The organism is uncultured Aliivibrio sp. (assembly GCF_946479765.1).
Taxonomy (GTDB): Bacteria; Pseudomonadota; Gammaproteobacteria; order Enterobacterales; family Vibrionaceae; genus Aliivibrio.
The window spans coordinates 1-23,616 of record NZ_CAMLHO010000034.1 but is presented as its reverse complement, the minus strand read 5'-3'; the positions used below and the strand labels follow the sequence as shown (position 1 = coordinate 23,616).

20 protein-coding genes are annotated in these 23,616 nt (G+C 39.7%); 16 read left to right on the top strand and 4 right to left on the bottom strand.

Translation table 11 applies throughout. The features are described 5' to 3' along the window. Positions 1–45 precede the first annotated feature (45 nt). The 15 genes from Q1K78_RS12810 to Q1K78_RS12740 all read left to right on the top strand — a co-directional run bounded on the left by Q1K78_RS12810 (position 46) and on the right by Q1K78_RS12740 (position 18,017). Positions 46–396 (top strand): hypothetical protein, encoded by a 351-nt coding sequence (locus Q1K78_RS12810; protein ID WP_065591768.1) that lies wholly within the window; start codon positions 46–48, stop codon positions 394–396. Between the two features lie 207 nt (positions 397–603). Next, entirely contained in the window at positions 604–2,367 is a 1,764-nt protein-coding gene (locus Q1K78_RS12805; protein ID WP_300179350.1) for a type I restriction-modification system subunit M, read from the top strand. Then, positions 2,360–3,628, top strand: coding sequence for a restriction endonuclease subunit S (locus Q1K78_RS12800; RefSeq protein ID WP_300179347.1), 1,269 nt, complete (start codon positions 2,360–2,362; stop codon positions 3,626–3,628). Before Q1K78_RS12805 ends, Q1K78_RS12800 begins: the two co-directional genes overlap by 8 nt. Positions 3,629–3,802: 174 nt before the next feature. After that, entirely contained in the window at positions 3,803–5,095 is a 1,293-nt protein-coding gene (locus Q1K78_RS12795; RefSeq protein ID WP_300179344.1) for an AAA family ATPase, read from the top strand. Between the two features lie 3 nt (positions 5,096–5,098). Then, positions 5,099–5,836, top strand: coding sequence for an HNH endonuclease (locus Q1K78_RS12790; RefSeq protein WP_300179341.1), 738 nt, complete (start codon positions 5,099–5,101; stop codon positions 5,834–5,836). A 26-nt stretch (positions 5,837–5,862) separates the two neighbouring features. Next, positions 5,863–9,081 carry an HsdR family type I site-specific deoxyribonuclease gene (locus Q1K78_RS12785; protein WP_300179339.1) on the top strand — a complete coding sequence of 1,073 codons (3,219 nt, stop codon included), beginning with the start codon at positions 5,863–5,865 and terminating at the stop codon, positions 9,079–9,081. A 1-nt stretch (position 9,082) separates the two neighbouring features. Then, a complete protein-coding gene (locus Q1K78_RS12780; protein WP_300179336.1) occupies positions 9,083–9,799 on the top strand; it encodes a SprT family zinc-dependent metalloprotease in 717 nt (238 codons plus the stop codon). Positions 9,800–9,993: 194 nt separating this feature from the next. Beyond that, positions 9,994–11,142 (top strand): L-threonine dehydrogenase, encoded by a 1,149-nt coding sequence (yiaY, locus tag Q1K78_RS12775; RefSeq protein WP_300179396.1) that lies wholly within the window; start codon positions 9,994–9,996, stop codon positions 11,140–11,142. 147 nt (positions 11,143–11,289) lie between these two features. Next, entirely contained in the window at positions 11,290–11,889 is a 600-nt protein-coding gene (gene ribA, locus Q1K78_RS12770) for a GTP cyclohydrolase II (protein WP_300179333.1), read from the top strand. A 224-nt stretch (positions 11,890–12,113) separates the two neighbouring features. Beyond that, complete coding sequence (locus Q1K78_RS12765) at positions 12,114–13,367, top strand: imelysin family protein (protein WP_300179329.1); 1,254 nt, start codon at positions 12,114–12,116, stop codon at positions 13,365–13,367. Between the two features lie 168 nt (positions 13,368–13,535). Continuing rightward, entirely contained in the window at positions 13,536–14,939 is a 1,404-nt protein-coding gene (locus Q1K78_RS12760; protein ID WP_300179326.1) for a di-heme oxidoredictase family protein, read from the top strand. A 10-nt stretch (positions 14,940–14,949) separates the two neighbouring features. Continuing rightward, positions 14,950–15,969 carry an imelysin family protein gene (locus tag Q1K78_RS12755; protein WP_300179324.1) on the top strand — a complete coding sequence of 340 codons (1,020 nt, stop codon included), beginning with the start codon at positions 14,950–14,952 and terminating at the stop codon, positions 15,967–15,969. Then, positions 15,959–16,678, top strand: a complete 720-nt coding sequence (locus tag Q1K78_RS12750) for a DUF1513 domain-containing protein (protein ID WP_300179322.1) — start codon at positions 15,959–15,961, stop codon at positions 16,676–16,678. The genes Q1K78_RS12755 and Q1K78_RS12750 overlap by 11 nt, the downstream gene beginning before the upstream one ends. A 95-nt stretch (positions 16,679–16,773) precedes the next feature. Continuing rightward, entirely contained in the window at positions 16,774–17,427 is a 654-nt protein-coding gene (locus Q1K78_RS12745; protein WP_300179319.1) for an MBL fold metallo-hydrolase, read from the top strand. Between the two features lie 203 nt (positions 17,428–17,630). Further along, positions 17,631–18,017 carry a hypothetical protein gene (locus tag Q1K78_RS12740; RefSeq protein WP_300179316.1) on the top strand — a complete coding sequence of 129 codons (387 nt, stop codon included), beginning with the start codon at positions 17,631–17,633 and terminating at the stop codon, positions 18,015–18,017. Positions 18,018–18,177: 160 nt separating this feature from the next. On the opposite strand, the gene Q1K78_RS12735 is transcribed toward Q1K78_RS12740, so the two are convergent. Beyond that, positions 18,178–19,095: a DUF3943 domain-containing protein gene (locus tag Q1K78_RS12735; RefSeq protein ID WP_300179313.1), complete on the bottom strand. Its 918-nt coding sequence runs from the start codon at positions 19,093–19,095 to the stop codon at positions 18,178–18,180. A 178-nt stretch (positions 19,096–19,273) separates the two neighbouring features. Continuing rightward, complete coding sequence (locus Q1K78_RS12730; RefSeq protein ID WP_300179310.1) at positions 19,274–20,446, bottom strand: aromatic amino acid transport family protein; 1,173 nt, start codon at positions 20,444–20,446, stop codon at positions 19,274–19,276. Between the two features lie 239 nt (positions 20,447–20,685). Here Q1K78_RS12730 and Q1K78_RS12725 point away from each other — a divergent pair, with 239 nt between their 5' ends. Then, complete coding sequence (locus Q1K78_RS12725; protein ID WP_300179307.1) at positions 20,686–21,921, top strand: CinA family nicotinamide mononucleotide deamidase-related protein; 1,236 nt, start codon at positions 20,686–20,688, stop codon at positions 21,919–21,921. A 52-nt stretch (positions 21,922–21,973) separates the two neighbouring features. Here Q1K78_RS12725 and yfaE read toward each other — a convergent pair whose 3' ends face one another. Both yfaE and Q1K78_RS12715 read right to left on the bottom strand, forming a co-directional pair. Next, positions 21,974–22,252, bottom strand: coding sequence for a class I ribonucleotide reductase maintenance protein YfaE (yfaE, locus tag Q1K78_RS12720; protein ID WP_300179304.1), 279 nt, complete (start codon positions 22,250–22,252; stop codon positions 21,974–21,976). A gap of 82 nt (positions 22,253–22,334) precedes the next feature. Further along, the coding region (locus tag Q1K78_RS12715) for a sensor domain-containing diguanylate cyclase (RefSeq protein WP_300179301.1) at positions 22,335–23,616 on the bottom strand (1,282 nt) is incomplete at its 5' end.

Genomic DNA, 23,616 nt, shown 5'->3' with positions numbered 1-23,616 from the left:
TTACTGATAAAATCACACTATTGTTAATCTAAGAGTTGAATCAAAATGCAACAGAATGAATTTGAAATACTAGTTAAAGAATTGTGCCAAAAAGAAAACCTTCCTCAAGTGCTAGAAGCATTAAAAGCATGTGAAGACCAAGATATCGTTGAAGCAGCTGAATCACTGGCGGGTCAATTCCGTCTTGCTGAAGTTGAAGGTGAGCAACGTATTTATCATGTATTTAATGATGAAGACGAAAACGGCGAAACTCAAGAGCTTGCAGAGTGGATCATGAACGAAGGTGATGATGTGATTAAATTCGTCGCTTGGTTCTTCTACGCAATGTTTGATATGAAGCAAAAAGAAACGTACCAAGCCGCAGGTAAAACGTACCAGCAGCCAAAGCGTTCTTAATTGCTCTTTAGCTATTAGCTATCTATTTTAATTATAAAAGCCAATGAATTGATTTGTTGGCTTTTTTCTTACCCATTCTCTACGTTTATCTTACGGTTCGATTGCCCCCAACTCTATAACCCCGTAAAATCCACCACATATCAATTCGTTTGAATAAACCCGTACCACTTTGTACGAGTTTGCCCCTTATTTAATAGGCACAATTGCATGACTAACAAGCTTTCTCTTCAACAGCTCGAATCCTTCTTATGGGAAACTGCCGACATTCTTCGTGGCAATATGGATGCGTCTGAATTTAAAGATTACATCTTCGGCATGATGTTTTTAAAGCGTCTATCGGATGCCTTTGAAGAATCTCAAGAAAAAGTCATTCAATACTACCTAGACAAAGGTAAAACTCAGGCTCAAGCACAAGAGTTAGCGAATGATGAAGACGAATACGACAGCACCTTCTTTATCCCAGAAAACGCCCGTTGGTCAGTGCTTAAAGATGTAAAGCACAACATCGGTGAAACGCTAAACAAAGCGACAGAATCGATTGAAGAGTTTAACTCGGCGCTAGAAGGCGTGTTAGTGACGATTGATTTCAACATCAAAAACAAACTGTCAGATAAAAAGCTGCAAGATTTACTGTCGCATTTCAATAAATATCGCTTACGTAATGAAGACTTTGACCGTCCTGATTTACTGGGTACGGCTTACGAATACCTGATTAAAATGTTTGCCGACAGCGCAGGCAAAAAAGGCGGTGAGTTTTATACCCCAAGCGAAGTGGTTCAGCTATTGGTTGAGTTATTAAAGCCCCATGCCGGAATGCGTATTTACGATCCAACATCAGGGTCGGGCGGTATGCTTGTTCAAACGCGTAACCAATTAGAAAAGCAGGGTGAAAATGCCGCTAACTTGTCACTGTATGGTCAAGAGATGAACTTGAACACATGGGCAATTTGTAAGATGAACATGTTCTTACATGGCGTACAAAATGCCGATATTCGTAAAGGCGATACACTGCGTGACCCACAGCACACCGAAGGCGGCGAGCTAATGAGCTTTGACCGCGTTATTGCCAACCCTCCGTTCTCACTGAAAAAGTGGGGCAAAGACGAGTGCGATAACGACGGTTTTGGACGTTTCCCTTACGGAACACCACCAAAAGACGCGGGTGATTTAGCTTTTGTACAACACATGATCGCCAGCACCAACAGCGAAGGCATGGTCGGAGTGGTTATGCCTCATGGGGTGTTATTCCGTGGCTCAAGTGAAAAGGCCATTCGCCAAGGAATTTTAGAAGACGATTTATTAGAAGCCGTGGTGGGTTTGCCATCAGGGTTATTCTACGGTACGGGCATTCCTGCGTGTTTGCTTATCATTAATAAAAACAAATCAAGCGCACGTAAAGGCAAGGTGTTGTTCATTAATGGTGAGTTGGAATTTGCAGAGGGCAAAAACCAAAACAAACTGCGCCCAGAAGATATTGCTAAAATTGTCGCCACCTTTGAAAACCATTCGTTTGAAAGCAAGTGTGATATTAAGCGTTACGCACGTGTGGTTCCATTCTCTGAAATTGCTGAGAACGATTTTAACCTTAACATTCGCCGTTATGCCGATACCTCACCTCCGGCGGAGATCTTTGATGTGCGTGCGATCCTTCACGGTGGCATTCCAATGCGTGAAGTGAATGATACCTACATTCAAGAAGAGATGTTAAACGGCTTTGATGTGTCGGCCGTCTTTGATATAAAAAGTGATAAAAAAGACAACGACTATTATGCATTCAAACTAAGCATTGAAAGTAAAGAGCAGATCCGTACGGTTGTTGAAGAAGCAGTCGGTGATGTTGATGCGAAGATCATCAGCCAATTAGAACACTGGTGGGACAAATACCAAGTATCACTGCATGAGTTAGATGCACAAGTGACCGAAGCCGAACAAGTAATGCAAAGTTACTTGAAGGAGTTGGGCTATGAATGAGTTTGTACCTGAAGGGTGGAAGTCAGTAAAATTTAAAGATGTATTCAATGACTATAAATATGGTCCTCGCTTTAGTTCTAAAGATTATGATGATTCTGGTAATGTCAAAACAATTAGAGGAACAGATGTATCTTCTGTTGGTGAAATTAAATACCAACAAGTTCCAACAGCTAAACTGGATAGGAACTTAGTTAATAATAACAAGTTATGTAATGGTGACTTAGTTATGATCACAACCGCTGATTGTGGGGTGACAGCGGTGTTTTATGAACAAAAAATTCCTTATATCGCTAGCGCATATGCTATTCGCCTAACTCCTTCAAAAGACATATCATCTGAATACATAAAGTTTTTTATGCAGACATTTAATGCAAAAAAACAAGTCGAATCATTAGTTCGTAAAGGTACGGTTGCTAATTTACCTGGCTCAGATGTAATGTCTTTAGTTCTAAAGTTGCCACCGCTCCCAGAACAACAAAAAATAGCCGCTATCCTCACCTCTGTCGATGAAGTGATTGAAAAAACACAGGCGCAAATTAACAAGCTCAAAGACCTAAAAACAGGCATGATGCAAGAGCTATTAACGCGCGGTGTCGGTGTAGATGGAAAACCACATACCGAGTTTAAAGACTCACCAGTGGGTAGAATCCCGAAGGGGTGGGAGGTTGTTAAGTTATCGGATACAGGCAAGTGGAAAGGTGGTGGTACACCAAGTAAATCAAATAAAGATTATTGGTCTGGTTCAATACCTTGGGTATCTCCTAAAGACATGAAATTAGATTTTATCTCTCGCACAAAAGATCTTATAACAGAAGATGCGATTAAAGGGTCATCTACTAATTTAATAACTAAAAATTCGCTTTTGATGGTTGTAAGAAGTGGTATTTTACAACATACGTTACCAGTGGCAATTGCCGCTTGTGATCTAACCATTAATCAAGATATGAAAGCTCTTTCTGTATCTAAAGGTTATTGTGTTAATTTCATATTTTATTATTTACAAGCTCATAATCATACAGTGTTACGAGCAACATTAAAGGCGGGCAATACCGTTGAAAGTATTGATTTCAACGAATTTGGAAAATATTTAATTCCTTCCCCTTCTTTAGAAGAGCAAGTGAGAATCTCTGATGTGGTGGCTTCTATTTCTAATAAGATTAAAGTAAAAGAATATAAATTAAGTTCTCTAAAAAATACCAAAAAAGCCCTTATGCAAGATCTCCTAACAGGTAAAGTACGAGTAAAGATAGACATAGAATAACCACATTAGCGTCAACTACACCTTGGGGCATTGGTGATTATTATCAATGACCCCCCAAGTTACCCCCTAAGTCACCCCCCAAGTCGGGACATAAAAATAGTGAAGCAACCACCTGAAAAGACAGTGGTTATAGGTTAAGATGTTAGGCAGATATTTCTTTACGTTGGTAACTCAATGAAACTACATACCGTATCAGTTAAAAATTTTCGTTGTTATAAAGACGAAACGTTTCGTTTTCACCCTCAAGTTAATTTAATTGTAGGGCAAAATGCGACAGGTAAAACAGCGGTACTGGATGCAGTTTCTGTCGCTATCGCAACATGGTTGCTTGGTTTTAAGAAAAAGAACGATAAAAAACGACTAGAGCCAAGTGATGCCACCTTATCGTATGTAGAAAAAGAAGATGAAGCTCAATTTATAGAGGCGTGGCCTGTGGTTGTTTCGGCCTCGGGAGTGGTAAAAGAAAAAGCCATCTCGTGGGAGCGTTCAAAAGAGTCCCCAGCAGGCAACACTCGCTATGGCAACGCAGGCGATCTAATTTCATTAGCGAAAGCGTGTGATGACAATCTTGCTGATGATATTTCACTGCCTCTTATTAGTTATTACGGCACCATGCGTTTATGGCAAGATCCTAAAGCATCGAAAGCCAAACCCTCATTAACTAAATCAAGTGCCAAACCATCCAGACTTGATGGCTATAAGCATTGTGTTGATCCGCGTATTGCTCTTAAAGAATTAGTTGCTTGGTTTGCTCGCCAAGAGTGGCAAGCGTTTCAGCTAGGCAAAGAGCCAACCATGTTGACGGTCGTTCGTAAAGCTGTGGTCAGTTGTATCGATAACGCAGAGCAGCTACGTTATGATCCTAAAAGAGAAGAGTTACTATTAACGCTCAAAGACGCAGAGCCTCAACCATTTAATTTATTAAGTGATGGTCAACGCTGTGTGTTAGCTTTAGTCGCCGATATCGCTCAAAAAGCCGCATTACTAAACCCACATCTTGGCGAGGCTGTTTTAGAGCAAACAGAAGGTGTGGTTTTAATCGATGAGCTTGATCTGCATTTGCACCCAAAATGGCAACGTCATGTCATTGAGGATTTACGCACTACATTCCCAAATGTTCAGTTTATTTGCACTACGCATTCGCCATTTTTAATTCAATCTTTACGCTCAAGTGAAGAGTTGATTATGCTTGATGGACAAGTGCCAGTACAGGTCGCAAATAAAACCTTAGAAGACATTGCCGTTGGTATCATGAATGTCAATTCACCTGAAGTCAGTGAAAGATATTCGGAGATGAAAGGGGTCGCGACAGAATACCTAAAAGCCCTAAATGAGGCGGATATGGTGGCTGAAGATAAGCTTGAACAATATAAAGAGAGACTGGCTAACTCATTAGCGCCTTATGCGGATAATCCTGCATTCCAAGCCTTTTTGGAAATGCAACGAGTCGCTAAACTAGGGGAGTAGACAATGCGACCAATCAGAAAAAGAGCGTCGCCTGTCGTTGGTGATTTTAATCAATATGAAGCTGCCAAGCCTGAATTAGTCTCTCGTCTTGGGTTATATTGCAGTTATTGTGAAAGGAAAATCGTCACCTTATTGGCCGTTGAGCATATTGAGCCAAAAGATGGCGCTTATGGACAACCGCATTTAGAAAAAAAATGGTCAAATTTTTTATTAGCGTGTACTAATTGTAATTCCTGTAAAGGCAGTAAAAAAGTGGATTTTAAACGGTTACTCTTTCCCGACCGTGATAATACGTTTTACGCTTATAATTACGACTTTGATGGGACGGTTCATTATTCACCTCAGTTGCTGCCTCGTCAAAAGGTCATGGCTAGAAATACCTTGCGCTTAGTCGGCTTAGAAAAACCAGTTCAGGTGTTTACTGATTCAAATAATCAGCAAGTTGCTTTAGACCGTAGTGCTCAAAGAATGGAAGCGTTTGGGGTGGCACAAGTCGCCTTATCATTATTGGAAAGTGAGCCTAATAGTGAGAGTACAAAAGCGGCGATAGTTATGATGGCTAAGCAGGCTGGTTTTTTTAGTATCTGGATGAAAGTATTTAATGCTTATCCTGATATGAAAGTTCGATTTATCCAGACGTTCGAAGGCACCGAAGAGAGCGGTTGTTTTGATATGACAACAGGTAATTCAATTGTGCCTGCACCTAATTCAGATAGGCTTACCCATGGTGGTAAAGTTTAATCCCTTCTTTTAGCAGAGAATACATTTTGGCTAACAACGAATTCAATAAAGTAGAAGCCCCTGCCATTGCTCAGTTGGTTCAACTTGGGTGGACTTACATTCAAGGTAAACAATTGTCACCAGATTATGCTTGCGCCGATGGCATTCCTGAGCGTACTTACCTGCGTGACGTGGTGTTAGTCAAACGCCTTGAAGCCGCGATTAAACGCATTAATCCGTGGATAAGTGATGAGAACCTTCGCAAAGTCTCTCGTGAAGTCACGCATCCTAATTTCGCCGCCTTAATGGAATATAACCACGCCTTCTATCAAACCATGGTTAATTACCTCTCAGTAGAGCAAGACTTAGGCAAAGGGCGAAAAGGGCAGACGGTTAAACTGGTTGATTTTGAAACCCCAAGCAATAACGAATTCTTATGTACCAACCAATTTAAAGTAGAAGGCGCAAACCAAAGTATCATTCCTGATATTGTCTGCTTTGTTAATGGCATTCCGCTCGCCGTGATTGAATGTAAATCACCATATATCTCCGCGCCGATGAGTGATGGCATTAATCAATTGCGCCGTTACGCGAATCTACGTCATACCGATGATCACGAAGGGGCTGAAAAACTGTTTTGGTATAACCAACTCATGGTATCGACCTGTCGAGATCAAGCCAAAGTGGGCACCATCAGCTCAAACAGTCAGCATTATGGTGATTGGAAAGACGCGTATCCTTTTTCTGATGCACAATTAGCACAACAGTCATTACGCGATAATATCGTTCCACTTCATTCTGCTATTACAGTTCAAATCCCTGACGATGCGTTAGACGAGAGTGAAGATAACTTAGCAAAGCATGATGAGTGGCAACAAGCCGCCGAGCCAGCAGCAAGTTATGAGGTATTAACAGAAGTTACCGCGCAACAGCGTTTATTGGCGGGCATGTTCAGTATTTCAAACTTTCTCGATATTCTGCAAAACTTCATATTATTTGAAACTGATGACGGTCGCTTAATTAAAAAAGTGGCACGTTATCAGCAATATCGCGCGGTTAATAAAGTGATTGAACGATTGAAATCAGGCAAGGATCGAAAAGAAAGAAGTGGCGTAGTTTGGCATACTCAAGGCAGTGGTAAATCACTGACCATGGTGATGCTTGCCGTAAAAATGCGTCGTGATGCCGAATTAAAACAGTATAAGTTGGTGTTTATTACCGACCGAACTCAACTTGATGAGCAGCTATCAAATACCTTCCGTGATGCGCAGGGTGAGACGGTGTATAACGCAGGCTCCGTGGCAGAATTAAAAGAATTACTAAAGAAAGACAGCTCTGATCTTGTGACCGCGATGGTACAAAAATTTGCTGATCTCGAAAAAGAACAAGAGAAGCAAAAAACAGTAGCAGAAGGCTTTGCTGATTTAAACCCAAGCGACAAAATCATTGTTCTTGCCGATGAAGCGCACCGAACCCAATTTGGTGGTTTGGCAATGACGATTAATGCCGCGTTACCCAATGCGCCTAAAATTGGTTTCACCGGAACGCCATTGCTGAAAACTCAAAAAATGAGCCAAGCGTTTGGTGGTTACATCGATGAGTACAAAATCAACCAAGCAGTAGAAGATGGCGCAACGGTTAAATTGCTTTATGAAGGCCGTGAAGTGAAATCGGAAGTGGCAGGTGATTCACTCGATAAGCTGTTTGAAGAATACTTTGGCGAATATACCGAAGAGGAACAGCGTGAGATCAAAAGAAAATACGGTGTAGAAAAGGCGGTTCGTGAAGCTCCAGCTCGTATTCGTTGGGTTTGTATCGATTTAATCAAACACTATAAAGAACATATTCGTCCTGATGGCTTTAAAGCAATGATCGTGGTGGGCAGTCGTCATGCGGCGGCTATCTTTAAAAAGACGTTAGATGAATTAGGTGCGCCTCACTCAGAGGTGATTATCTCTGGCGATCACAATGATGAAAAGTATCTGACTCAATACACGGATAAAGTGCATCAAAAGAAAGTCATCACCAATTTTAAAAAGCCTTTTGGTATCGATAAGCAAGGTACAAAAGAGGAAAATAAAAAGTTTAACAACACTGCTTTTTTAATAGTGAAAGACATGCTGTTAACGGGCTTTGATGCGCCTATTGCCCAAGTGATGTACATCGACAGAAAGCTGCAAGATCACACCTTAATGCAGGCCATTGCCCGCGTTAACCGGACTTATAAAAACAAATCATGCGGTTATGTGGTGGATTATCATGGGTTAGCAACGTACCTTACTGAGGCGTTGGAACTGTTCAGCAGCGATGATGTAGAAGGGTCGTATCAAAGCTTAAAAGATGAGATACCAAAGCTAAAAGCCAAGCATACTCGTGCCATGTCGTTCTTTAAGCAGGTACTTAATAACGGTAAACCGAGTGACGATATTGATGATTACGTTTTAGCATTAAAAGATGAAACAGTGCGAGCGCAATTTGACATGGCATTTAAGCAGTTTGGTAAGCAGCTTAACGTTATTCTGCCCGATGCTGAGGCCGCTCCGTTTATTCCTGATATGAAGTTATTAGGCAAGATCCACAATGCCTCGAAAACCAAATATCGAGACGAAGGGCTAGACATGAACGACATTGGTGCCAAAGTGCGCCAATTAGTGGATGAGCATATTCTTAGCACGGGGGTTGATCCGAAAATCGCACCGATTGATTTACTGGCAGCCAATTTTAAAGAAAGCATTACAGCGATTAAATCGGACGAATCTAAAGCGTCTGAAATAGAAAATGCCATTAAGCACCATATTACGATTAATTTGGATGAAGACCCTGAATTTTACCATTCATTGAGTTTACGTCTGCGTGACATTATCGAAAAAACAGCTGGTAAATGGGCACAGCAACTTGAGTTAATGTTAGAGATGAGAGGGGATATTGGCTCAGCGTATCAACAGGCGGCGCAAGATGTCGGCTTGTCTGAAACTGAGTTCGCTTTTTACAATATTCTTATCGCCGAAGTCACCAACGTCAGTGATGGCGATGTGATTGCCGAATCAACTCATGATGAGATTAAAGCGGTAACGCAAGCGTTAGTTATCATGCTTGATGAAGCGACGGAAATTGTCGACTTCTTCAATAAGCAAGATGAAATAAAACGCATGAAGAAAGAGATCAAGCGTGCTGTGCTTGATCAACCATTTGGTGATAAAGCTTTGGTAACGGTTCTACAAGATCGCTTTATGGATTTGGCGAAAACCAAGTTCGGAAATAAGTAGCATGGCAAAAGAGAAAAAGGCAGAACTGATTCAACGAGAAAGTTATGGTGTTTACATTGAGCGTACTTCTCGTAGAAAAACCGCATCCATTAAAGTGGAAGAGGGAAAGGTCGTTGTCGTTGTGCCAAGAAAGCTCGATCTTGAACGCATAGAAAAGTTAATTACAGATAAACACCAGTGGATTATCGAAAAGCTCGCGTTAAATCAGCATGTGAGACCGATGAATACGAGAGAGTATGTATCGGGTGAAGCTTTCCCTTACCTTGGGCGTAATTATCGTTTAAAAGTGGTGGCAGGTGATCTAACTCAAACCAAATTGATTGCGGGGCGCATTCTGGTCACGGTGCCTGAACCTAAGCATCAACCGCAGTATATTAATCGTGCCTTGGTGAACTGGTATAAGCGGAATGCTGAAAAGAAAATTCGTGAAAAAGTTCACCGCTATGCGCCGATGGTGGGAGTTGAAACCGCGGTTATTCGAATTAAAGAGTTTAAAAGCCGTTGGGGGAGTTGTACGCCTTACGGAGATTTAGAATTTAATTGGCTAATCATGCAAGCGCCAAATCGCGTGGTGGATTATGTGGTGATTCATGAATTGTGTCATCTCATTCATCACGATCATTCGCCTCAGTTTTGGAAAGAAGTTGAAAGAGTGATGCCTGATTTTCAAGAGTGTAAAAAATGGCTTAAAGAGAATGGCCACGTATTAAGTGTTTAACTTGTTGTTTTTATTGTCAATAATTTAGCGTGTTTTTATGTGACCTCACGCATTAGTGCTAATGCTCTAGTTCACGTTTTTGCTGTAACAAAATAAACCCGTTACAAAACTTGTCTTAGATCAAAAATAAGCATAATCAAAAAGTGGTACAACATAACCAGTTGTTAAATTTTATATGAATTATATTGGAGTTGATTATGAGTGCATTTTTTATCCCTAGCATAAATCTAATGGGTGCGGGTTGTCTTACAGAAGCAATGGACAGCATCAAATCTCAAGGCTACAAAAAAGCGTTAATCGTTACTGATAATGTATTAGTTGCAATCGGCATGGTTAAGCAAGTGTCTGATTTGCTTGCTGAGCGTGATATTGAAGTGGCTGTTTTTGATGGCACACAACCTAACCCAACCATTGGTAACGTAAAGGCTGGTCTTGTCATTCTAAAAGAAAATAATTGTGATTTAGTGATTTCGCTAGGTGGCGGTTCACCACACGATTGCGCTAAAGGAATCGCTTTAGTGGCGGCAAATGGTGGCGAAATTGGGGATTATGAAGGCGTAGATCAATCGCCAAAACCTCAAATGCCTTTAGTTGCTATCAATACAACGGCAGGCACGGCATCAGAAATGACGCGTTTCTGTATTATTACCGATGAAGCACGTCACATTAAAATGGCGATTGTTGATAAGCACACAACGCCGTTAATGTCGGTGAATGATCCTGAGCTAATGCTTGCTAAACCGGCCTCATTAACCGCTGCGACAGGTATGGATGCATTAACGCATGCAATAGAAGCGTATGTGTCTATTGCGGCAACACCAATCACAGATGCCGTAGCGATTAAAGCGATGGAACTAATTCAAGCACATTTACGCACCGCGGTAGAAGATGGTCAGAATCTTGAAGCGCGTGAGCAAATGGCGTACGCACAATTCATGGCTGGCATGGCATTCAACAACGCTTCTTTAGGTTATGTTCACGCGATGGCACACCAATTGGGTGGTTTTTACGATCTTCCACATGGCGTATGTAATGCCATTCTTCTTCCTCATGTACAAAGCTACAACGCAAAAGTATGTCCAGAGCGTTTAAAAGACGTGGCAAAAGCAATGGGCGTAAATGTAGAAGGTATGACGAACGAAGAGGGTGCTCAAGCGGCACTTGATGTAATTAAGGTGCTATCAAAAGATGTTGGTATTCCTTCAGGTCTTACTGAGCTAAATGCAAAAGAAGAAGACTTTGATACGCTAGCTGAAAATGCATTAAAAGATGCGTGTGGGTTTACTAACCCTCAACAAGCAACACATGATGAAATTGTGAGCATTTTTAAAGCGGCAATGTAATAAATAAGCAATATATCTATAAAGGTCTAACATTTGTTAGGCCTTTTTTTTGATTCTTGCACTTTAGCTCGGTATGCTTATGATCTTTTTATCTGGTTAAATCGTAGAAGGTCTACTCTTCTCATTGAAAAAAGGCAGTAAATCAGCATGGCAGACGTAAGAGCTCGTATAGAGTTAATGGTAGGGCAACAAAGTAATATCCCTGCAGAAATGCTTTCATTTGAAGGGTTAGAGACTGAAAAAGAACACGTTGCTGTCATTTTCAATCAAGCAGATAAAACCCAAACAACGCCTTTAGTTCGTATGCATTCTGAGTGCTTAACGGGTGATGTTTTTCACTCATCACGTTGTGACTGTGGTGAGCAATTAGAAGAAACCATTAATCGCATGGCTGAAAGCGGTGGTATTATTTTATATCTTCGCCAAGAGGGACGCGGTATTGGTCTATATAATAAACTGGATGCTTATGAGCTACAAAGCCAAGGCATGAATACTTATGAAGCGAATAATCACCTAGGGTTTGGGGATGATTTACGTGATTTTAAAGAAGCAGCGCAAATGCTTAATGCGCTTGGGATTACTAAAATAAAGTTAGTGACCAATAACCCGAAGAAAATAAAAGATATTCAGGATTATGGTATTGAATTAGAGGAAGTGGTTAACACTCATGCTCATGTGAAGAAAGGCAATGAGCATTACTTACAATCTAAAGCTGATCATGGTCATAAACTTAATTTTGATAAATAGATAATATCGAAATCATTAAGTAAAGTTACGATTTATATAAAGCCTCATCATTGAATGGGGCTTTTTTGTATCTATTTTAAATTGAGTAACCTAAATGATAAGTATTTGCATTTCCATTTCAATTGCGTATATTACGCAAATAAAAATAATTATCATTAATGAATGCTTACAAAATTCACTTAATGATTTACATACTCTATTCATTTGCTCAACAAGGACGATTTATGAACCGCGTTAAATTTGCCCGAAATATCATTACCGCTTCTCTTTTTGTTTTACCGACGTTTTCTTATGCAGCAACGCAAGCAGAAGTGGTTGAACACTATGCAGATATTGCTCATGCGGTATACAGTGATTCATTAACAACAGCTCAGCAACTTGATAAAGCCATTCACACTTTTTTGAATAACCCATCTGAGAAAGGCTTACAAACGGTTAAAACTGCATGGAAAGCAGCGCGAGTTCCTTACCAACAATCTGAAGTGTTTCGTTTCGGAAATGCCGTTGTTGATGATTGGGAAGGACAATTAAACGCGTGGCCATTAGATGAAGGCTTAATTGATTATGTTGCTGATGATTACCAATATGAATTAGGTAATGATGGCGCAAAAGCAAACATCGTTGCTTCTACCTCAATCAAAATTGGTGCAGAAACACTGGATGTGAAAAGCATTGAAGCGGATAAATTGGCTGACCTTAATGAGCTGGGTGGTTCAGAGGCAAACGTAGCAACAGGTTACCATGCGATTGAGTTTCTTCTATGGGGCCAAGATTTAAATGGCACTAACGCCGGAGCTGGTGAGCGTCCATATACAGATTATGTTATTGGCTCTGCATGTACTAATGGAAACTGTGAACGCCGTGCTGAGTATTTGAAATCGGCTTCTGAGCTGTTAATCAAAGATTTATCTTGGATGGAAAAACAGTGGAAAGAAGGCGAGAAAAACTACCGCGCTGAGCTGCTATCGGAATCATCAACACAAGGTTTACGTAAAATGTTGTTTGGTATGGGTTCATTATCATTAGGTGAACTTGCGGGTGAGCGTATGAAGGTGGCATTAGAAGCTAACTCTACTGAAGATGAACACGATTGCTTCTCTGATAACACGCATAACTCTCATTATTATAATGAGCAAGGTATCTATAACGTCTACACAGGGACTTATACGCGTACTAACGGTTCAACATTATCTGGTCCAAGTATTCATGATCTTGTTGCGAAAGAAGATAAAAAAGCAGCGAAAGAAATTAAACAACAATTTGATGCAACACGCACTCAAGTTGGTACGTTAGTGTCAGCGGCTGAAAAAGATAACCAACATTTCGACCAGTTGATTGCATCAGATAATGTGGCGGGTAATGCACTGGTGAATAAATCAATCATGTCTTTGGTATTACAAACGGCGTCTATTGAGCGTGCAGCGAATGTTATTGGGATTACAAGCTTGAACCCTGATACCGCAGATCATGAATTTTAATTCTAAGAAAAAGCAGTGAATCACTAGCTCAATCATTTTCTAATAAAGTGATTGAGCTCTTTTGTTTTTTAATATTGGGCTTATCGATATAAAAATAATTAAATTAATATTACCGATACTAGGTATATTGATAAGCGCGATAAAATGATAATCAGGACGTTCGATATCATGAAACCCGCAATACTTGGAGCAATAGCTTTACTATCAATTATCTCTTTCTCTGCTTCTTCATCTGATACTGCTTTTGTGGATATCGCCTCAGGTGGAAAAACCAGTGTTAAGAAGAATGGCCAAAATGCATTTTCTTTACCTGCCGCAAACTTACCAATGAGTAAGCGCCTCGACTTTAGTGTCGGAAATAGTTTTTTTCGTAATCCTTGGGTGCAAGCTCCGGCATCAACAGATGCGCGTGATGGTTTAGGACCGCTTTTTAATACGAATGGATGTCAAAGCTGTCACATTAAAGATGGGCGAGGTCACACACCTAAAGAGGGCGATACAAATGCGGTTTCTATGTTGGTGCGGTTAAGTATTCCCGCCTTAACCCCAGAGCAAAAAAGACGTGTTATTTTGGAAGGCGTGATCCCTGAACCTATGTATGGTGGTCAGCTACAAGATTTTTCTTTACCAGGGATTGATCCTGAGGGGCAAATTAAGATCACTTATACCGCGCACCCTATAACCCTTGCTGATGGTGACGTTGTCACATTAAGAAAGCCAAAGTTATCGATAACTGATTTAGCTTATGGTGAGATGGCAGACAATGTCTTGTTATCTGCTCGTATTGCACCACCAATGATTGGTTTAGGCTTATTAGAATCTATTCCTGAGCAAACTATTTTAGATTTTGCCACACAGCAAAAAGAAGAGAATAAAGGGATTTCTGGCAAGGCGAACCGTGTATGGAATGTTAATGTTGATGCATTGACATTGGGACGTTTCGGATGGAAAGCAGGACAGCCGACATTAATGCAGCAAAATGCGGCGGCGTTTAATGGTGATCTTGGTTTAACTAGCACGATGTTTCCTAAAGATGATTGCACTAAGGAACAGGCCATTTGTGACAAATTTCCTCACGGAGGGGTTCCTGAAGTGAGTGATAAAATCTTAGATTTTGTTGAGTTTTATTCACAGCACTTAGCGGTACCTATTCGTCGAAATACAAAAGATCCTCAAGTAATTAAAGGCCAAAAATTATTTAAAGATATCGGTTGTGAAAGTTGTCATAAAACGAATATCAAGACGGCAAAAATTGAAGAAAGACCGGCGTTATCAAATCAAATTATTAATCCTTATACCGATATGCTCCTTCATGATATGGGACAAGGTTTGTCTGATAATCGACCTGAGTTTTTAGCTAATGGGCAAGAGTGGCGAACACCACCCTTATGGGGGCTTGGTTACACACAAGAAGTGAATGGCCATACTGAGATGCTGCATGATGGTAGAGCTCGAAATGTACTAGAAGCTGTTTTATGGCACGGTGGTGAAGCACAACAAGCACGCGATAAAGTCGTGCAGTTATCAACACAAGATCGTAATGCGTTATTGGCATTTTTAGATTCGTTATAAGGTGTAAGTAATGAAAAGTATCTATCTATTGTTAAGCAGCACGGTGTTACTTACTGCCTGTCAAAGTACTAATGAAGCGAATCAAGTTCCTAACTCCACCAATATGATTGACCATGTTTATTATATTGAACAACAATCAGCTCAACGCTTAGTTGGATCTAGTCAACGATTGGCTGAGAGTTTTGACGGGTATTGTGCAAATCAAACAACAAAAGAAACGGTTGTTATGCAGTGGCAACAAACCATGCAATCGTGGATGGCGTTGCAAGGTCAAGAGAGAGGACCAGAAGCGGCGCTGAGCTTAAATTGGAATATTCAATTTTGGCCGGACAAGAAAAACACCACTGGGCGCAAAATGTCTCAACTGTTGAAAAAAGATCAAACGTGGAATAGTGAGTTGATCCAACAACAGAGTGTGACTACCCAAGGTTTAGGTGCGGTGGAGTGGTTATTATTTGATCCGGCATCGACGTTGCCAGCAGAAGAATCGTGTCAATTAGGTCAAGCTATTACTGAAAATTTGGCGCTTAATACGAAAAAAATGGCTCAAGCATGGCAGATAAATCCATGGACACAGTTAGATGAAACCATGTGGTTAAATGAATACATCGCATTGCTTGCTAATCAACTTGATTACAGTATGAAGAAGCTCAGTCGCCCACTGGCAAATATTGGACATCCACGCCCTTATTTTTCAGAATCATGGCGCTCAGAAACCTCGCTAACTTGGCTTAAATACAATGTAGAAGCAATGCAGAAACTCTATTTGGCAAATGGCGTTGGGCTTGATAATTATTTACGTCAGCAAGGGCACGCTGATTTGGCAATCAGAATCGAGGATCATTTCAATTCCACGTTAGAGACATGGCCTGAAGCATCGTCTCTGTTTAGTTCATTACAAACTAAATCTGGTTATCAAAACACGTTGTCTTTGTATAATAAATTAGAGTATTTGAAATACTTGATTCATGAAGAAGTGGCTATCGAACTTAACATTGCTATAGGATTTAATGCAACCGATGGCGATTGATAAACAACGACGAAAAATCTTGCAAGGCAGTGTTAGTGTTATGGCATTGTCTCCATGGTTAACAGCCTGCTCATCTACAGCACATGAGGATAAAAAAGCCTCTTTAATCTCTTGTTCTAGAACGGATAAGGGGCATTTTGGAGCGGTGGTTGCCGATAGTGAAGGTTATCCTATTCACTCTATTACTCTACCAGAGAGAGGGCATGGTGTTGCTATATCTCCTAATGGTGAGTTGGCGGTTGCCTTTGCTCGTCGTCCGGGAAATTATATGCAGCTGTTTTCTATTAAAACAGGTCAAAGTGATTCTATTACCGCTGCCATGCCCAATCGTTATTTCTATGGGCATGGTGTGTTTTCTTCTGATGGGCTTACGCTGTATACCACTGAGGGTGAAAAGGATACGAGTGAAGGTATTATCGGTGTTTATCAATTACGAGGTACTAATTTAACTAAGGTAAATGAGTTTACTGGTTTTGGTATTGGTCCACATGAAGTGATCCGAATTGATGATACAACGTTAGCGATTGGCGTTGGTGGTGTTCATACCAAGGGTCGAGTCCCTGTTAATCATAACGACAGTCCTTTTTCACAATGGCACATTAGCTCAGGAACAGGAAAGGTAATTAGCCGAACAGAAAAGGGCGAAGTGACAAGCCATCAAACGAATGTGATGTGGGATAACCACTGGAGTCAAATACCATCACAGTAATAGTTCGTGATGATGGAACAACAAGATCATATCTAAATTCCCCTAAAATAATAGCCGTGGTATTCTTAACGTAATTATTTTAGGAAGAGAAAACCATGAGTTTACAATATCAAATTATTCCAGTGACTTCTTATGAGCAAAACTGTTCAATTGTATGGTGTGATGAAACCATGAAAGGCGTCGTCATTGATCCCGGTGGTGATGTACATTTATTAAAACAAGCGATTGAGGCATTAAATGTTGAGGTTGTGAATTTGGTATTAACTCATGGGCATTTAGATCATGTAGGCGGCACTGAAGAGTTAGCTGCAATCACAAATGCGCCTATTGTTGGCCCCCATAAAGAAGACGAATTTTGGTTACAAAGTCTACCAAATCAAAGTCAACGATTTGGTTTTCCTCATACTGATGCATTTGAACCTAGCAAATGGTTGAATGAAGGTGATGTGATTGAGTTTGGTAATCAAGTATTGCATACCATTCATACTCCAGGGCATACGCCAGGTCATGTTGTATTGTTCAATCAAGACGCGAAGATGGCTTTTGTTGGTGACGTACTATTTAAAGGGGCGATTGGTCGATCAGATTTTCCTAGAGGCGACTACGATACGTTAATCTCGTCGATCAAAACAAAATTGTGGCCTTTAGGGAATGAGATGAAATTTGTACCGGGTCACGGTCCTGAATCAACCTTTGGTTATGAACGTAGAACTAACCCTTTTGTAGCAGATGAAGTGCCTCTTTGGTAAGAAATTTGGCAAAAGTGGCGTACTTTTCGCCATACAGTGTCACTGTCTCTATAAATATTGCGCGTTTTTTGGTATAAAACGCGCTTCGCCAATTCCGATACAACTATTTGAGTTTCACTTTAGGAATTGACATCTTTTTTCCGCTATCACCTTTGAGCGTATTCCGCTTAAAAATAGATATAGCGCAACGGAGTTTAAGTTTCATGAAAATTGCTCACAAACGTAAAGTACAGTCTAAGCTGCATAAACGCATTAAAGCAACTGCACCAAAAACTGAAGCAAAAAAAGCAGTTAAACCTGCAAAAGTAGCTAAACCAGTTGAAAAGAAAGTTGAAGCAGTAGTTGCAGCAGCACCTAAAGCCGCGGCAGTAGCGACAGATATTGCTCTTACGCCAAAGCAACTGACGGTATTTGATATTGTTTGCCAGAATCCTGAAGGTATCAATTCAAAAGAGATTGGCGTAGCTGCTGGTCAAGAAGAAGCAAAAGCGGCAGCATGGGCAACTGGTGGCTTGAAAAAGCTAGTTGAAGAGAGCCTAGTTGTACGTGAACAACTTGCTGGTAATAAAGTAATTTACAAAGCAGCTTAATGTTTTAGTAAGTCGCTTTATGCAGACACAAAAAAGCCGAGTTAATCTCGGTTTTTTTGTGTCTGTCATACTGCTTTTTTGGATTAGTCATAATATTGAGATATAAAAAAGGACATCACTCTGGATGCCCTTTGCTATGATAATTTAGCGTATTACACGCTTAGAACTTCAATTTAACTTCTAAGCCAACAAATTGATCGGTATAAGGCATACCCGCATCATAGGCAAATTGTGCCGCATCACCATTACTGAACCATGCATTGTAAGCTAGGTTAACTTCTGTATCGTCACCCCATGCATCAGTAACCCAATAATGAATGTGACCAACAGGGTTTAAGAAGAACAAGCTAAAGCTACCCAATGCTTCAGAACCCATTACTTCACCGCCATTCTCGGTAATGCTTAATTCTTGCTGTAGCATTAATTCACCGACTACGGCACCAAAGAAAGGGGTTACAAATAAATCTTGAATTGATGGGACTTCGGCAAATGCTTCAACACCATATTCCCAGAAGAAAGTAGACATAGTGGTCGAATATAAGAAAGATTCGAATTCATTAAAGCCAGCGTGACGAGCAGCAGTATAGTAAACACCACCAAAGTAAGGATGCATTACATAGTTTAAGAAATGCTCATCTTTATCCCATACAGGGCCCGCACTTACGTTATCTTTCCACTTATTGCCAAGACCTTTAAGGCTTGAATCTTCAGAATCCCATTTAGTAATACTTTCTGGTAAAAATGTCATTAAACCAACGGTTGCAACACTTAAACCAAGAATGGTGTAAGACTGCTCCATTAAGTAATCCCAATCACGCTCATCAGAAACGCGTAAATAATGAGGTAGGTTTGTATCCGTAGAAAAAGCATCAGTTTCAGCGATTTTTGATGGGGTGGTATCGCCGTCTAATCGCATCGGCGAAAAGTCAAAAGAAGTCGTTGAACAATAGCTAGAATAAATACTTGATGAACAATCACTTTGATATTCCATGTCGTAGGCGCTATTAGTATCTAGTGCATAGGCTTGTGTTGACGCTGCACATCCTAAAAGCAAACTGGCTATTGCTTGTTTTTTCACGGAAAATCCTTAAAGTAAATACTGAGCTAGATCACAATTATCTACTATTCAATGAGAATTGCAAAACATAAAAGCAAAAAAAGGCCTGTTTATCCCTGATTAAATTGGATAAATAGGCCTTAAATACAGAGGTTTACAATCTATGTATTTAGTTCAATGCTAACTGGTTATAAGAACATTATAGTGAGCTGAATAATTGGCTGCTAATAATAACGACGCCAAAAAGGACAACGCTTAATAGTGCGAGTTTGCCACCAGCAACTTTGTACTCAGGATTTTTGTGTTGTTTTCGTGCTGAGATTACCAAAGCAACAGGTAAAAATAGAGCAAGAATAACCAAAGCAATAGCAGCGTAACCTAATGCAGTAATGAAACCTTGCGGATAAAATAAGGCAAACATTAGCGGTGGTGTATAAGTTAATAAGGCAGTAATGATTGATGATTTGTGCCATTTTTTTGATGAATCGCGTAAAAATTCAAACAGACCTAGACTTACACCAATAAAAGAGGTCAATAGTGCTAAGTCAGCAAACAGCGATAAAGCAAGTTGAATAAATTGGTGGTCAATCGATTGTTGAATGGTCGTAATAAACTGGTTTAACCCGCTGATTTGCTCAAATTCAGTTTGGGATAACTGCCCTAAGGTAATGCCTTGCCAAAATAAGTAAATAATTAGAGGAAGAGAAGAACCTACCAATAGGCTAGTTTTTATCTTTTTTATGTCTAAATCTAAGTAGTTAACAATCGCAGGAATACTGCCATGAAAACCAAAAGAGGTAACAATAACCGGCAGCGCGGTAATAAACACACCTTGGTGGACAGGGAGCGACATTAAGTACTCACCAGTGATATTGGGAGTAAGAAAAAACAGAATCGAAACTAGCATGATCAGTTTTAAGGTAAACAAACCACGGTTAATGACATCAACGGTTTTTGTACCCAGCGTAATAATCACTGCGACAATAATAGTGAAAAGAATAGTAGAACTTGTTTTTGATAGTTCAAGAGGAGAAATGATATTTATTTTTGAATGGAACTGTTCACTCCCTCCGGCAATGTAAGCTGCGCAAAGTGCATAAAAGAGAAATAACATTGAGAAAGTCGCAATTCTTTGGCCATTTTTACCAAGAAATTGAAAAGCAAGACTATGTAATGTCGCGCTACGCTCACCATACTGATGTACTTCTAACATTAATAAGCTGGTGTAACTCATTATTGCCCAAATACCAACCATAAGAAGACTGGCTGTAAAGAAACCGAGACTGGCAGAAACCAAAGGAAGAGCGAGCATACCTGCTCCAATAGTGGTTCCTGCAATAATTAGAGCGCTTCCGAGTACTTTTGTCTTCATTTACACTACTTCTATGCTAAATAAATTTGAGTTTGATACATTTTATGATGATTAGAATGTACTCTGTATTAGAATTTAACTCAATCATTTTGTACAATTAAGATTACGTTAGGTGTAATTTAATGTTTACATTTTGGATTGTGAGGAATATTCATAATAATTGAAATAAGATGGGTTTTTTAAATCGATTAATATGATAAATTAGAAGGAATTATAGAAATATCAAAGAGGAAAGGTGCATGTTGCAAGTAGCAATGATTAGCACAGGTGAAGAAGTTCTACATGGTGACATTGTGGATACGAATGCCGCATGGATGGCTCAGTTATTTTATCAACATGGTTTTAAGTTATCGAACCGCTCTACGGTTGGAGATAATATAGACTCCTTAGTTGCTGAAATTAAGCATCAAGCCAATAATGCGTCTGTTGTCATTGTTAATGGTGGTTTGGGACCAACTTCGGATGATATTTCTAGTGAAGCTGCTGCTCAAGTATTGAATACGTCTTTAGTGATGTCTCAATATTGGTTAGATCGTATGCAAGCTCGTTATTTAGAGCAAGGCAAAGAGATGCCGCACAGCAATATCAAACAAGCAATGTTACCTGATGGGGCACAATTGATTGATAACCCAGTAGGTACTGCGTGTGGTTTCTTTATTGAAGTTGATAAATCGATTGTTATTTTTACTCCCGGTGTGCCGTCTGAATTTAAAGTAATGGTGGAGTATCAAATTCTACCTCGAATGAAACAATGGCACCCAATGGTAGAAGCGTCTAAGTGCAGTCGCGTATTTACCTTTGGTCTATCAGAGTCAGGTATTCAAGATAAATTACAACAAATACGTCTGCCTTATGGTTTTGAAATTGGTTATCGCTCGTCTCTGCCTTTCATTGAAGTAAAGTTGTTTGGTCCTGCTAACCATGATGGGCGTTTTCCTGTATTAGAACGTATGTATCATTTGCTTGGCGACAATGTTGTAAGTGTTGATGAATCTATGCTTCCTAATGTTGGCGCATTATTGAGTGAGTTTTCACTAAACTTAACGGTTGCAGAACAAGCAACGGGTGGATGGTTAACTAATTGGTTGCAAGAAGATGAGCAAATTCGGGCTAATATGAAACAAGGTTGGATTTTGTCGTCACAAGTAGATCAACAAATGGCGGGACAAGATCCTCTTGCAGCGGCACTAGCATTAGCCGCAGCGACACGAGAAAGAACGCAAACGGCAATTGGCTTGTCTTCTGGCCCTATGCTTCAAGGAAAAGTGGCTGTTGCGTTATCAACGCCTTATGGTGAATGGGGGCAGTTAATCAGCTTAAAACGGAATTATAGCTACAATGAAATGCGATCAATCGTATCAACATTGATGCTTGATATGCTGCGCCGATGTTTAGAAAAGAAACCTATGTTTGGTCATTATGAATCACTGAACAGAGAGTCAGAGATTTATGTACCGCAGAGTGCTTTGTCATAAATTGAGTTTTCAGTAAAACAAAACCAAAAGGCGATCCAATAGGATCGTTTTTTTATGCCTTTTTTGCCGCTATTTGAAAATGAACTCCTTCAATAACAAGATCCGTTGTTGCTCTACATACACAAGGTAGGATTTCATTAGAAGATAAGAAGGCGAGGGGGGATGTTTGATAACTCACTTCTCCCGATATCAACGTACATCGGCATGCACCACAATCCCCATTACGGCATTGAGACTCAACTATCATTCCTTGATTTTCCATTACTTCTAGCAAGGTGCAATTACTTTGGTTCTGTAACGTGATGATTTTATTAATGTGTATTTTTGTCATACGGAGTAATAGGTTCTAATTCCTGAATTAAACCAGAGAATACCACAGCTGTTAGTATAAATGAGTCATCCAAAGTGATTTTTTAGACTAATTCTTTAATCTGTGAGGACTCATAATAACAGTCTCGGCCTATTTTTTTTGCCGTGTACAATGCTTTATCAGCATGTTCAATTAACTCATTGAGCGTTAAAGTATGTAAATCGTCCTCGATATAGGTTACCCCAATAGATGCTGACACATAATCTGAGCAAGTCGATTGTTCATGTGGAATAAATAAGTATTTAATGTTTTTAAGTAAATAGGCTAACTTACTGTTAATTTTAGGCTTGTTAATATCAGCAATAAGTATGAAAAATTCGTCTCCACCATAACGATATACTTCAGTGTTTAATCCATAAAAATGTTCTTTGATTAATTTACTTATTTTGATTAGTACTTTATCACCAGAAATATGACCGTAGGTATCGTTATATTCTTTATAGTGATCGATGTCGATCATTATAGCGGTGTAGCTTTCTGAGCATTGATTTTTTAATTGTAAGAAGTGTACCTCAAGTGATTTACGATTCCACAGTTGAGTAAGATGATCAGTCTGTGAGAGGCGCAATAATTGTTGACGATTGTATTGGTTTTCAAGAGCTATAGAGATATAACTAATCAGCTGAGTAAATAGCTCAAAATGAAAGGTTTGATATTGGTAGCTTTCTTTGGCTTGTACTGTAAATCCTGCTCTAATTTCACCGTTAATTTTTATTGGTGAAAACATAATAGATTTAAACTGAACTTGTCGGTTGCATTTTTCACCAAGCATCGTTAATTTTTGTTCACTATTCATATGATTATAATAAAAAGCCGAGTCACTTCTTATGCAGTAGCTCATATATGTCGCTTCACTTTTACAGTCGGTAATATAAGGTTCTTTAACCGTACCTTCGTCATCGAGGTAATGAATCGAAATTTGGTTTTTGTCTTTGTCGTAGAAACCTAGGGCTAATGTATCTATCTGAAATAGGTTGGAAAGATCCTGTTGAATCGTTGGAAGGGTACTTTGAATATCAGTACTATTATTGATGTATTGACCAATTTTATTAATCAGTGCTAGATTTTCAGACAATGATTTCATGGTGCTTAATTCTAATTTAGCGATGTTTAAGCGGTATAATTGCTGTAGGTAATCACTTTCTCTTTTAAGTAACTCTCGACGTGAGTTAAGTAATGAAGAGGTCAAGGTTTGGTAATGCTTTTCACGAATTTCAATATTTGAAATATCTTTAATTCGCATAAGTATAATGTCATTAAAACCGTCAATCAGTTTATCGCTTTCGATGGCTTTAGCGATTTTTAATCCGTGTGCTATATAAACA